The sequence below is a fragment of the Nocardia miyunensis NBRC 108239 genome (assembly GCF_001613065.1).
Taxonomy (GTDB): domain Bacteria; phylum Actinomycetota; class Actinomycetes; order Mycobacteriales; family Mycobacteriaceae; genus Nocardia; species Nocardia miyunensis.
Genome location: NZ_BDBQ01000034.1, coordinates 69,768 through 82,392, shown reverse-complemented (window position 1 = coordinate 82,392; position 12,625 = coordinate 69,768). Strand labels below are relative to the sequence as shown.

Below are 12,625 nucleotides of genomic sequence, written 5' to 3'. Positions count from 1 at the left end.
CATATCGACAGCACAACGAATCGAGGAAGAAATGACCGGACGGGTCGAGGGCAAGGTCGCCTTCATCACGGGTGCGGCACGCGGTCAGGGCCGCAGCCACGCGGTGCGGCTGGCACAGGAGGGCGCGGACATCATCGCGGTCGATGTCTGTAAGCCGGTCAGCGGCAGCGACGCCATCGCGTCCTCCACTCCGGAGGATCTGGCCGAGACCGCCGACCTGGTCAAGGGCCTGGGGCGTCGGATCGTCACCGCCGAGGTCGACGTGCGCGACTTCGACGCGTTGCAGGCGGCGGTGGACAGCGGCGTCGAGCAGCTGGGCCGGCTGGACGTCATCGTGGCCAATGCCGGTATCGGCAACGGCGGCGACACGCTGGACAAGACCAGCGAGCAGGACTGGAACACCATGATCGGGATCAACCTCTCGGGTGTCTGGAAGACCGCGAAAGCCGGTATCCCGCACGTCCTTTCGGGTGGCCGCGGTGGCTCGATCATCCTCACCAGCTCGGTCGGCGGACTCAAGGCCTACCCGAACACGGGTCACTACATCGCCGCCAAGCACGGCGTGGTCGGCCTGATGCGGGCGTTCGCGGTGGAACTGGGCCAGCATTCGATCCGCGTCAACTCGGTACACCCGACGAACGTGAACACCCCGATGTTCATGAACGACGCCACCATGAAACTGTTCCGCCCGGATCTGGAGAATCCGACCAAGGAGGATTTCGCCCCGGTCGCGCAGTTCATGCACGTCCTGCCGGTGGGCTGGGTCGAGCCGGTGGACATCAGCAACGCGGTGCTGTTCCTGGCCTCGGACGAGTCCCGCTACATCACCGGCCTGCCGATGACCGTCGACGCCGGCAGCACCCTCAAATAAAATAGTTATGGCCTGAAACCCGTTGCCCGCGTGGCTGAATACCTATCCGCCCACGCGGACAGCGGGCTCTCGACCATCATCCTCGGCGTGGTGATTTCAGTTCATCCCGATGCGGATGTTCTTCACCTGGAGGAATTCGTACAACCCGTCGAGACCGCCGGTTCGGCCGAATCCGCTCTGCTTGTAGCCGCCGTACGGGCCCTGCGGTGAGATATCGCTGATCTGGTTGACCCAGACCGATCCTGCCTGTAGCTGCCGCGAAACCCGGTGTGCCCGAGCCAGATCCGTCGTCTGGACGAAGGCGTTCAGGCCGTACTCGGTATCGTTCGCCAGGCTGATCGCGTGTGCCTCGTCGGTGAACGGAATGACCGAGACCACCGGCCCGAAGGTCTCGGTCCGGGCCAGTTCCGATCGGTTGTCGACCGTGCCGAATACCGTCGGCTGCAGGTAGTAGCCCCGGGCCAGTGCGCCGCCTATGCGCCGACCGCCGGTGAGTAGTTCCCCGGACCCGTCGGCGACCGTCCGCTCGATCACCCCGAGAATGCGTTCGACGGCGTTCTCGCTGATTACCGGCCCGAAGACGACCGCTGGATCGAACGGATCGCCCACGGTCGCGGCCTCGATCGCCGCGACGAACTTCTTCGTGAACGCTCTGTAGACGGACTCGTGCACGAGCACCCGGCTCGCGCTCGCACAACTCTGCCCGGACTGCATGATCGGTCCCTGGTGTGCGGCCAGCTGTGCCGCCGCGTCGAGATCGGCATCGCGGAAGACGAGATTCGCCGATTTTCCACCCAATTCGGCGACCACCGGGGTGAGGTTCGCCGCCGCACTCGTCAGCACTCGGCGGGCGGTATCCGCACCGCCGGTGAAGTGGATCTTGCCGATTCCCGGATGCCGCACCAGCGCTTCGCTGCCGTGCGTATCGGCGGGCACGACGTTCACCAGTCCCGCGGGAAGTCCTGCCTCGGTACATAATTCGCCGAGTCGCAGCGCCGCGAACGGCGCCAGCAGCGACGGCTTCAACACGACTGCGTTGCCCGCTGCCAACGCCGGGGCGACGCAGGAACCGGCCACCACCATCGAGCCGTTCCACGGCGCGATCACACCGACCACACCGTAGGGTTCCCGCTCGACCAGATTCACATCCGCGGATCCGGTGACCGGTGTGCTCAGGCCGTGCGGCTTGTCGGCATATCCCGCGAAATAGCGCAGAAAGCGTTCCAGCAGAACGGCATTCACCGCGAGCGACACCGGCACCGCGTAGTCGTGCACATTGAGCCGGGTGAATTCGGACATGGTCTCGTGCACGGCGTCGGCCAGGTCGATCAGCAGATCCCGGCGGCGATCGGTGGTGTAGGAGATCCACTCCCGCTGTGCTTCCCGGGCCGAGGTGACCGCCTGGTCGATCTCTGTCGGTCCGGCCACATGGACCGTCCCGTTGGGCCGGCCGGTCGCGGGGTAGAGGTGGTCGTACGTTCCCTCGGTGGTCCGGGTGAGGCGATCCCCGCCGATGATCGGCCCGCCCCGTAACGGCCGTGCGCTGTCGATTTCCGTGGACATGCGTGCTCCTACGACGTTTGTGCCTCGTCCGCGCGCCACTCCTCGACGACGCGGGCCTTCTGCTCGGCGATCACCCGATCGAGGTGCGATGCCTTCGGCCAGCCGGAATATGCGGCGAAATGCAGTGCGAATTCATCCATTTCGGCGAAGGACAGGTCGCGGCTCTTCAATGCCGCGTAGACGTGCGACATGATCGGATAGGGCGCGTCCTGGAATGCCACGCAGGCCACCGTGATCAACCGGCGCTCCTTCATGCCCAGGCCCGGTCGCGGCCACATCTCACCGAAGACGAAGTTGAGGATGCCCGCGCCCTGATACGGGTTGTCCCGGTCCGGGACGTACGGCAGGCAGTTGACCTCTCGGAAGGATTGCTCGCCCCGGGCCAGCCGGGCCTGCGGATCGCTGGGCGTGACCAGCGGAAGCAGTGGTTCCGGTGGCGGAACCTGCTGCCCGCGTTCGTGATTGACGCGCTCCCACTGCTGGTCCACGATCATGTTGAACCGCGAGGCCTTCGGCCAGCCCGCGTAGACCGCGAAATGCAGTACCGCCTCGCGGATTTCGGCGATGGTGATGTCATCGCTGTTGAGCGCCGCGTACACGTGCTCCACGATCGGCGCCTCGGCATCGGCGTCCGCGACGCAGGCCAGGGTGATGAATCGACGTTCCCGCCTGGTCAGGCCCGGCCGGGTCCAGATCTCCGCGAAGACGAAATCGATCAGGCCGCGGGCGATGGCGGGGCTCGAATCGTCCGGGGCCGCAACGGTCATCACCTCCCCGAACGCGCGTCTGCCGCGCTCGGTACGCGCGGAATCGCGCGTCCCGGCGGTATCGATCGTGGTCATGAATTGTGCCTTCCACATCGTTGATCCGTTGGCGTGGCTGATGAGTCGCGTGTGTGGCGTGCTCCGGGGGCGCACACCCGGCTACCTGACGGTGACGCCCGCATCGACCTTGAACTCCATACCGGTGACGTATCGCGACTCGTCCGAGATCAGGTACAGCACGGCATTACTCACATCGACGGCGTCGATCATCGGGACCGGCATCGCGTTGCCGAACAGTGGCGCAAGATCCGGCCGCTTCTCGGACAGCAGCCCGAACAGCGATGCCGGATTCATTCCCGTCTGCACGCCCGTGGGATGCACGGTATTGACCCGGATACTCTGTGCGGCAAGCTCATTGGCCAGTGCCTTGCTCATGCCGACCACCGCGTGCTTCGAGGCGGTGTACGGGGTGTGCAGGGGAGTGCCCTTGATGCCGGCGGCCGAGCTGATGTTGACCAGGCTGCCGCCGTGGCCGACCAGATGCGGCAGGGCCGCGGCGCAGGTATTCCACGCCCCGATCAGGTTGACGTCGATCACGGTTCGCCAGTGATCGGGGGTGGTCCCATCCCAGGTCGCCGCGGTCAGCACGCCCGCATTCGCCACCGCGGCGTCCAGGCCGCCCAGTTCGGCGACACCGTCGTCCACCACCGATGCCAGCGCCGCGGCGTCGCGCACGTCCACGATCGCGGTAATGGCGTGACGACCGAATTTCCCTACCAGGCGGGCGGTTTCGGCCAGATCCTCCGGGGCGGACAATGGATATTCGATCTCCGGCAGCGATCGGCAGATGTCCACCAGAATCAGATCCGCGCCCTCCTCGGCGAGCCGCACCGCATGACTGCGGCCCATCCCACGCGCCGCGCCGGTGACCAGGACTCGTTTACCGGCCACCCGGCCGCTCGCATTCGTGTGCGTCATATCCGCCTCGCTCAGAGTTTGTTGCAGAAACCGGCGTCGACCGGGAGGGTTACGCCGGTGATGTACTTGGCCGCGTCGGAGGCCAGGAATGCCACCGCATCGCTGATGTCCCGCGGCTCGAGCAGCGAGACCGGCATGGGATTCATCAGATGCGGGCCGCCGTCGGGATTGTTCGCCGCCCACTCCATCATCTGTGGATTGACCGCCATCATCGTGTTCACCGCGGTCGGATGCACGGTATTCACCCGAATGCTCTGGGCGGCAAGGTTATTGGCCAGACATCGCATGATGCCGACGATGGCGTGCTTGGACGCGGCATAGCCCAGGCCGCCGCCGTCCAGCCCGCCCATGCCGACCAGACCCGCGGTCGAACTGGTCAGGATGATGCTGCCGCCGCGACCACCGGCCACGAGATGGGGAATCGCCGCGCGGACCGTGTGGAACGTGCCGGACAGATTCACCCCGATCACATCGGTCCACTGCGCCAGTTCGGTCTCGATCGGCACCTGTTCCAGCGACAGTGGTGCGATGCCCGCATTGGCGCAGACGATGTCCAATCGGCCGAATTCGGCGACACCGGCGTCCAATGTCGCACGCACCGTGGCGAAGTCGCGCACATCGGCGATCGAACCGATCATCCGTCTACCTCGGTCCTGGACGAGCGAGATGGTCTCGTCGAGCTCCGCGCGGGTCGCGAGGGGGTAGTTGTTGCTGGGTATGTCGGCGCAGATGTCCACGCCGATGATGTCCGCGCCCTCGGCGGCCAATCGGACCGCGTGGCTGCGGCCCTGCCCTCGTGCCACACCGGTGATGAAGGCGACTCTGCCATCCAATGAACCCATCGATCCTCGCTTCGAAGACGAGCGGAGTGCGCGCCGCCGGGCTGCGTCACGGCGAGAGCGCGGTTACCATTATTCGCAAGTTATGCGCTTGTACTGCGGTAATCTGATTACCAGTTGGAGAGTAGCACGCTTGTCCGGATGCGGGAAGGAAACGGTATTGAGCGCGAAAGGTGCTGAGGCCGAATGTGTCGCGGTCGATGAGCGGACGGCCGAACCCGCGCACGACCGGATTCATCGGGCCGTGGTGGACCTGCTCGAGGCCGAAGGTTATGACGCGTTGCAGGTGCGCGAAGTCGCCCGGCGCGCCCGGGTGTCGCTGACCAAGATCTACAAGCTGCACGGCACGCGTGACGAATTGATCTGCGCCGCACTGGAAGTGTGGATGCGGGAGAATCGGTACGCCGGGCTGGAGGCGCGCGGGCGCGGCGAAGAGTCGCTGTACGAGGGACTGATGCGGGTGCTGCGCCGGATCTTCGAGCCGTGGGAGCGGCATCCGGCGCTGCTCGCGGCCTATTTCCGGGCGCGCTCGGCGCCCGGCGGGGATGCGCTCATCCGCCGCGGATTCGAGGCGGTCGTCCCCGCGGCGATGGCCGTATTGGACGGTGTGGACAGCGATTTCGTCGATGACCTCGACACCGTCGTGTCGAGCCTGGTCTACGGGCTGCTCGGGCGTTTCGCGCGCGGGGAGATCGAGGTCCGGCAGATCGTGCCCGCGCTCGACCGGACCGTGTACTGGCTGACCACGGGTTATCTCGCCGAGCGCGGACGTTGACTGTGTGGGTGGCTATTTGAGGGTGCTGCCGGCGTCGACGGTCATCGGCAGGCCGGTGATGTAGCGGGACTCGTCCGAGGCCAGGAACAGCACCGCGTTGCTGATGTCCACCGGCTCGACCCAGCCCACCGGCAGGACGTGCATGAACTGCGCGACCGGGGCGAAATCCTCCTTGGTCGGATTCTCCAGATCCGGGCGGAACAGTTTCATGGTGCCCTCGTTCATGAACATCGGGGTATTCACGTTCGTGGGACAGACGGTGTTGACGCGGATCGAATGTTGACCGAGCTCTACGGCGAAGCTGCGCATCAGGCCGATCACGCCGTGCTTGGCGGCGATGTAGTGACCGGTGTTCGGGTAGGCCTTGAGTCCGCCGACCGAGCTGGTGAGGATGATCGAGCCGCCCGTGCCTCCCGAGATCAAGTGGTGCACACCGGCTTTCACGGTCTTCCAGACGCCGGACAGGTTGATCCCGATCATGGTGTCCCAGTCCCGCTCCTCCGTCCTGTCCAGCGTCGCGCCGCCGTTGCCGATACCGGCGTTGGCCACGATGACGTCCAGACAGCCCAGCTGCTCTACCGCGCCGTCGACCGCCGCTTGCAGAGCGTCGAAGTCGCGCACGTCGACCTCGGCGGTGACGATCCGACGCCCGAGACCCTTGACCAGGTCGGCGGTCTCGGCCAGATCCTCCGGAGTGGACGCCGCAATGACATCACTGCCGCTGACCGGTTTGCACACGTCGACGGCGATGATGTCCGCGCCCTCCTGTGCCAGCCGCACCGCGTGGCTGCGGCCCTGACCGCGTGCCGCACCTGTGATGAAGGCGACCTTGCCCTCGACCCGCCCAGCCATGAAACCACCTCGTAAGTCTCGGATCGAGCAATCGACGCTCGATCTCCGCGTCGACCGGAATTTCCTGATCGATCGATCAAATGTGACACCGGCCGGGTGTGCTGTCAACGGTTCCGGAGAAACTACGAGGCAGAGTCGTGTCGCGAATTGCGTACCGGCAGTGGGCTGTCGAACCGATTGAGGTAGCGCTCGATGAAGGCGCGCAGTTCGGCATGTCCCTGTTCGACGCCCACCGTGCCCTCGTTGCACAGGATGCGCGCCGCGCCGGTGAGCAGCATCGACATCACCACGGGCGGGAACTCTTCCAGGTCGACGCCGTACCCGCGCAGGACCAGGGTGACCGCGGCGGTCTCGATATCCCGGACGCGTTCGGCGTAGATCCGCAGCTCGGCGCCGATGGCCTTGCGATGGTTGGCCAACGCCATGAATTCCATGTTGAGTTGCGTGAACCTGCTGTCGGTGTTGATCATCCAGAGCGCACGAAGCGGATCGTCCTCGGTGATCGCCTGACGCATCCGCTCCAGTGCGCCCTCCGCGCCGGTGCGCAAGACCGCCAGGAACAGGTCGTCCATCGTGGGGAAGTAGTAGTAGACCAGGGCCGATCGCACCCCGGCCGCCGCGGCCACCCGTCGCGAAGTCGCCGCCGCATAGCCCTCCTCGCGCATGATCTGGGCGGTCGCCTCCATCAGCCGCTCGCGCGCGCCCGCGTCCCCGCGCTTGCTCACGCGCGGGCCTGCCGGACCGCGAGATCGTCGAGAACTTCAGCAGTGCAACGGCTTCGGGCCGGAGAGGCCGCTCTTGACCGCTCGTCGCGCTTCGTGATAGGCATGGGCCATTCTAACAGTTTGATCGATCGATCAGCATTCGTCCGGTGACGCGACAGGCGGCGCGGGCGGATGCGGGCGACGGTCCGATCCACGGCGGTGTGCAATGACCGATCCGGCAACCCTCGACTACTTCTCCGATCCACAGATCGCGCAGGACCCCTACGACTACCTGGCCTGGCTGCGCAGCCGGAATCCGGTGTTCCGCGAACCGAACTACGGCGTCGTGGCCGTCACCGGATATCCGGAGGCGGTGGAGGCGTTCCGAGATACGGAGTCCTTCTCGGCCTGCGTCTCGATCGGCGGGCCGTTCCCGCCGCTGCCGTTCGAACCCGCCGGTGACGACATCACCGCGCAGATCAGCGAAAACCGCCACAGGTTCCCGATTTTCGAGCATATGGTCACCATGGATCCGCCGGACCACACGCGAGCGAGATCGCTGCTGAGCCGGTTGCTGACGCCCAAGCGGCTCAAGGAAAACGAGGAGTACATGTGGCGGCTGGCCGACCGCCAGCTCGACGAATTCCTCTCCGGCGGGCGCTGCGAATTCCTCGCCGATTACGCCAAGCCCTTCGCCACGCTGGTCATCGCCGATCTGCTCGGCGTGCCCGAGGCGGATCGCGAGACATTCCGGGAAACCCTTGCCGGACACAAGACTCCGGGCAGCCGGGTGGGTGCGCTCGACCACGAGCCGGTGGGGAGCAATCCGCTGGAATGGCTGGAGGAAACCTTCGGCGAGTACATCGCCGACCGTCGCCGCACGCCGCGCGGAGACATTCTCAGCGCATTGGCGTCCACGACCTATCCCGATGGCGTCATGCCCGAGATCATCGAGGTGGTCCGGCCCGCGACCTTCCTGTTCGCCGCCGGACAGGAGACCGTCACCAAACTGCTCAGCGCCGCGGTGCGGGTACTGGCGGAACGGCCCGAACTGCAACGGGCGCTGCGCGAGGACCGTCGGCTGATCGGCCCGTTCATGGAGGAGTCGCTACGCACCGAGAGCCCGACCAAGGTGGATTTCCGGTTGGCGCGCAAGGCGACTCGCCTCGGTGACGTCGACATCCCCGCCGGGACCGTGCTGATGTTGTGCATCGGCGCGGCCAATCGCGACCCGCGCAAGTTCGAGAATCCGGACGAATTCCGCCTCGATCGCCGTAATGCCCGCGAGCACATCGCCTTCGGCCGCGGCATCCATACCTGCGCCGGTGCGCCGCTGGCCCGGGTCGAAGGCCAGGTCACGCTGAATCGGATGCTGGATCGCTTGCGGGACATCACGATCGACGAGAGCGCGCACGGTCCGGCGGAACGGCGCGGCTATCGGTACGAGCCGACGTTCCTGTTGCGCGGATTGCGGGAATTGCACATCGAATTCACGCTCGCGGGCGCACGCTGATTCGGTCCGGCAATTTACACGCCGCTGCCGTTGCTGGCATATCTCGGCGATTCTCGGTGATGTCGCACGTACATTCCCATTCCGTTCCGCGCTGCTTGCACCATGACGTCGACCGCGTCACGCTCGGCGGCGGTGCTGTTTCTGTACGCGATACTGTCCTTCAATGAGCGTTCGGCTTCGATCAGATCGTCGACACGCGATTCGATCATAGCGGCCACTTCATCGAATGCCGCTTCGAGCGAGAGATTTTTCTCGGCTCGCACGACGTGTATCAGGTTCACCTCACCGGCTGCGTCTTCCTTGTGGTACGACGCCATATCGTTGACCCAGGCCGCGATATCGACCCAGCTTTCGCGGAGATCGCACATTTCTCCGCTATCGTACAACCTGTCCGATATTTCGATCCGGAGCATGAATTCACTTATATCCAACAGCAGGTACAGGGCGACCGTGTTCCGACGCATCGAAATATACTCCTGGCGACCCGGTACGTACCCCTCCCGCCGGTTGTCGAGTTCGATCCCCATGGCCAGAATGCAGTCGAGAAAGTTTTGCCGTGTTCGTTTCTTCCAGCTGTCCGACTGCCTGGGGTAGATCTGCTGTAGACATTTGGCGAGAGTGTATTCGAGCCCGGGTTCGGCAATATCTACCCGCGCTGTCTCGAGTATGCGATCGAAGCGCGAGATATCGTTCTGAAGATCCTCCAGCGAGTGGTATTCGTCGAATCCGATCCGATCGTCGATGAGGAAGCTCCATTCACACATTATCGTGAGTACGACCAAGTCGTCGAGGTAGGCTTCCGGAAACAGCTGACACGCGATCTTCGCGCAATCTATTCCGTGCAATCGCTCCTTTTCGGTAGATGTGAGCGGCCCCAACCATTCCGTGCGCACCGACCGTGATTTCGCCTCCACCTGCGCCCAGAAGGGGCTTATGCGAGAATCTGCGATATAGGTGTCCTCGAACGGTAGGTTCGGGACTTTGGCTGCCCAATCCGTGCTCATCGATATCTCCAACTGATCATTCGAGGGTGATGGGATGTCCACCCGGGGCTAGTGCAGCTGTGTATCCAACTTTTCAATGCCGTCGTCGACGGCTCCGAATTTTCGATCTCGTCGCTGATACTCGCGAATTGCATCCAAGAGGTGATCGACGGTGAAATCCGGCCAGAGCGCAGGTGTGAACACGAGTTCGCTGTAGGCGAGCTGCCAGAGCAGGAAATTGGAGATCCTGCTCTCTCCCGACGTGCGGATGACCAGATCCGGATCGGGCATATCCGGGGCGTACAGGTATCGACTCACCAGATCGCTGTCCAGATCCGCGGCGTCCACGCCGTCCTCGATCATCTTGCGGATCGCATCGACGATTTCATTGCGGCCGCTGTAATTATAGGCAACGGTCAATGTCATTCCGGTGTTGTTCTTCGTCGTCGATGTCGCATAGTCGATCGCCCTGCGCAGCGCACGAGGTATGCGCGTATCGGCGCGCCCGATCCATCTGATCCGTATGTTGCTCCGACTGCAATCATCGAGCCACCGGTAGATGGCTCGTTCGATCGTACTGGCAATGAATCTGACCTCGATCTCGGGACGTTGCCAATTCTCCGCGGAAAAAGCGAATACCGTGAACCATTCGATCCCCAGATCGGATGCGCTCATTATGAGATCGTGGATTACTCGTGCGCCCTGGCTGTGTCCGCCGATTCGGGATCCGTTGCGCAGCTGCGACCACCTTCCATTTCCATCCGGAATGCAGGCGACATGCCGGGGCATATTGAGTGGGTCGAGAGGTGGTCTGCTCTGCATTGCGAACTCCATGTCGAATGAAGGTGGGTTGCGGAAGAAACGCCCACGGCGACGGGCGGGGAGATCAGTGTCCGAGCCGGTAACCGTCGCGGGGGCTACCGAGCAGGGTGGACGGAGCTGCTCGAGGCGCTGCGGCGAGGATCGGTGCCGCCTACCACCACTGGTCGCCGGCCGGAACCGGAGTGAGCACTCCCGTGGCCAGCGGAAACGACGGATCAGTAACTGCCGGAAGGGGACTCGTCAATATCACAACCGACCTTGATTCTCATGGCAAGCGATCGACACGGTGATGACTCGACTCCGCTCCGCTGAACTCTGGAAGGTCGGCGGTTGGAAAGCCGTCGCAGATGATCTTACCAATCCGTCCGTCGGTGCGTCGCACGTTCGGCTCGGGTGCTTCCGGCGACCGCGGCCGGGCAGCGGTGCACGCCCGCCGGGGGGACGGAGGGTGTGCACCGCGAATCAGCCTTCCTGGCAGAGACTTTCGTCGATGATTGTTAGAATCCGTACGGTTGCCGGGCTATCGCATCGGCGGTAGGAAGGGGCAACGATGGAAGTGCGGGACGTCCACCACTCGTACGGCAGGCGGTCGGTGCTGCGGGGCATCGGCTTCACCTTGCCGGCGGGAGCGCTGGTGGGAATCGTCGGCGAGAACGGGGTCGGCAAATCCACGTTGCTGCAAGTCCTCTCGGGCGGGCTGCGACCGGACCGGGGAGTGGTCCGCCACCGTGGCAGGTTCGGTTACTGCCCGCAGCAAGTGGTCCTCAACGACGCGTTCACGGTTCGCCAGCACCTCGATTTCTTCGCCGCGGCCTATGCGATCCCGGACCTGCGGCGGGCCGAGGAGACCATGGAGACCTTGCGTCTGTCCGAGTACGTCGATGAGCGGGTCGGGACGCTCAGCGGCGGCACCCGGCAGAAGCTCAACCTCACCCTGGCGGTGATGCACGACCCGCAGGTTCTGTTGCTCGACGAGCCGTACCAGGGGTTCGACTGGGAGACGTATCTGCGTTTCTGGGATCTGGTCTCGCAGTTCCGGGACACCGGCCGGTCGGTCCTGGTCGTCTCGCATCTGGCCCACGACACCGACAAGCTGGATCAGGTGTGGCGGTTGCACGACGGGATCCTGCACGACAGACAGGAAACGGTGGCATGAGCAACGGTTTCCGGCTGTTCCTGATCGCCACCCGCTACGGCCTCATCGAGCACGCGCGCAACCGGTTCGCCATGCTGTTGGTGGCCGCTTTCGTCCCCGTACTGGTGACTTTGGCGCGCGTGGCCATCACCGGCATCGAGGTACCGTTCCGGCTCCGGGACACCGGTCTGGTCGTGCACGCCAACGGCAATCAGCTCGCCCAGATCAGCGCCGCGCTGATGGCGGTCACGCTGATCGTCGGGTTCATGATGTTCGCGGCGACTTTCAGCAGCGGAGTATTCGACCGGCGGCTGTCCATGGCCGGGTACCCCCGGGTCGCGCTGGGGATGGCGAAGATCGCCTGCCTGGTGTTGGCCTCGGTGGTGGTGTCCGTGTACGCCACGGCGATCATCTGCTGCTACTGGTCGCCCCGGCAGCCCGTCCTGCTCGCCGCGGCGCTGTTCGGCGCGGCGATGACCTATGGGGCACTGGGTGTCGCTCTCGGCGCGCTGCTGCACCGCGAGGTCGAGGGCATGTTCGCCATCGCGATGATCAGCTGCCTCGACATGGCCGTGCAGAACCCCATCGCCAGCGTCGGGGCGGACAGCGGGCTCGTGCGCTGGCTACCTTCCTACGGGGCGATGCAGGCGTCCACCGCCGCAGGTTTCTCCGACACCACGCCATTCGCGGGCTTCGCCGTGCAACTGGCCTGGTTCGCCGCGAGCACACTCCTCGGGCTCGTCGCTTTCCACCTGCGCACCCGCTCCGCACTTCGACCCGCGACGTGAGCGGGTTGCATGACCCGGCTTCGTGGTGGCTGTCCATG

13 protein-coding genes are annotated in these 12,625 nt (G+C 64.6%); 5 read left to right on the top strand and 8 right to left on the bottom strand.

From position 1 onward, the window contains the following. Positions 1-31: 31 nt before the first annotated feature. Positions 32-871, top strand: coding sequence for a mycofactocin-coupled SDR family oxidoreductase (locus NM2_RS13940; RefSeq protein WP_067668481.1), 840 nt, complete (start codon positions 32-34; stop codon positions 869-871). A gap of 96 nt (positions 872-967) precedes the next feature. Here NM2_RS13940 and NM2_RS13935 read toward each other — a convergent pair whose 3' ends face one another. From NM2_RS13935 to NM2_RS13920, 4 genes are all read right to left on the bottom strand, one after another. Further along, the gene (locus NM2_RS13935) at positions 968-2,434 is read right to left on the bottom strand and encodes an aldehyde dehydrogenase family protein (RefSeq protein ID WP_067668479.1); all 1,467 of its coding nucleotides are present in this window, start codon (positions 2,432-2,434) and stop codon (positions 968-970) included. Between the two features lie 8 nt (positions 2,435-2,442). Continuing rightward, positions 2,443-3,276, bottom strand: a complete 834-nt coding sequence (locus tag NM2_RS13930; RefSeq protein WP_067668701.1) for a carboxymuconolactone decarboxylase family protein — start codon at positions 3,274-3,276, stop codon at positions 2,443-2,445. 81 nt (positions 3,277-3,357) lie between these two features. Further along, positions 3,358-4,176: a mycofactocin-coupled SDR family oxidoreductase gene (locus NM2_RS13925; protein WP_067668477.1), complete on the bottom strand. Its 819-nt coding sequence runs from the start codon at positions 4,174-4,176 to the stop codon at positions 3,358-3,360. 11 nt (positions 4,177-4,187) lie between these two features. After that, complete coding sequence (locus NM2_RS13920) at positions 4,188-5,018, bottom strand: mycofactocin-coupled SDR family oxidoreductase (protein WP_067668475.1); 831 nt, start codon at positions 5,016-5,018, stop codon at positions 4,188-4,190. Between the two features lie 229 nt (positions 5,019-5,247). Between NM2_RS13920 and NM2_RS13915 the strand changes: the two genes are divergently transcribed. Further along, entirely contained in the window at positions 5,248-5,790 is a 543-nt protein-coding gene (locus NM2_RS13915; RefSeq protein WP_067668699.1) for a TetR family transcriptional regulator, read from the top strand. Positions 5,791-5,802: 12 nt separating this feature from the next. Here NM2_RS13915 and NM2_RS13910 read toward each other — a convergent pair whose 3' ends face one another. Together NM2_RS13910 and NM2_RS13905 are read right to left on the bottom strand one after the other, a co-directional pair. Further along, complete coding sequence (locus tag NM2_RS13910) at positions 5,803-6,642, bottom strand: mycofactocin-coupled SDR family oxidoreductase (RefSeq protein ID WP_067668473.1); 840 nt, start codon at positions 6,640-6,642, stop codon at positions 5,803-5,805. A 122-nt stretch (positions 6,643-6,764) separates the two neighbouring features. Next, a complete protein-coding gene (locus NM2_RS13905; RefSeq protein WP_084530966.1) occupies positions 6,765-7,328 on the bottom strand; it encodes a TetR/AcrR family transcriptional regulator in 564 nt (187 codons plus the stop codon). A gap of 244 nt (positions 7,329-7,572) precedes the next feature. Between NM2_RS13905 and NM2_RS13900 the strand changes: the two genes are divergently transcribed. Then, entirely contained in the window at positions 7,573-8,859 is a 1,287-nt protein-coding gene (locus NM2_RS13900) for a cytochrome P450 (RefSeq protein WP_067668469.1), read from the top strand. Positions 8,860-8,873: 14 nt separating this feature from the next. Here NM2_RS13900 and NM2_RS13895 read toward each other — a convergent pair whose 3' ends face one another. Both NM2_RS13895 and uppS read right to left on the bottom strand, forming a co-directional pair. Further along, on the bottom strand, positions 8,874-9,863 hold the full coding sequence (locus NM2_RS13895; RefSeq protein ID WP_084530940.1) for a terpene synthase family protein: 990 nt from the start codon (positions 9,861-9,863) through the stop codon (positions 8,874-8,876). 48 nt (positions 9,864-9,911) lie between these two features. After that, complete coding sequence (gene uppS, locus NM2_RS13890) at positions 9,912-10,676, bottom strand: polyprenyl diphosphate synthase (RefSeq protein WP_084530939.1); 765 nt, start codon at positions 10,674-10,676, stop codon at positions 9,912-9,914. 538 nt (positions 10,677-11,214) lie between these two features. On the opposite strand from uppS, the gene NM2_RS13885 reads away from it, so the two are divergent. Together NM2_RS13885 and NM2_RS13880 are read left to right on the top strand one after the other, a co-directional pair. Continuing rightward, complete coding sequence (locus tag NM2_RS13885; protein WP_067668465.1) at positions 11,215-11,820, top strand: ABC transporter ATP-binding protein; 606 nt, start codon at positions 11,215-11,217, stop codon at positions 11,818-11,820. Beyond that, entirely contained in the window at positions 11,817-12,587 is a 771-nt protein-coding gene (locus NM2_RS13880; protein WP_067668463.1) for a hypothetical protein, read from the top strand. Before NM2_RS13885 ends, NM2_RS13880 begins: the two co-directional genes overlap by 4 nt. The last annotated feature ends 38 nt before the right edge of the window (positions 12,588-12,625 follow it).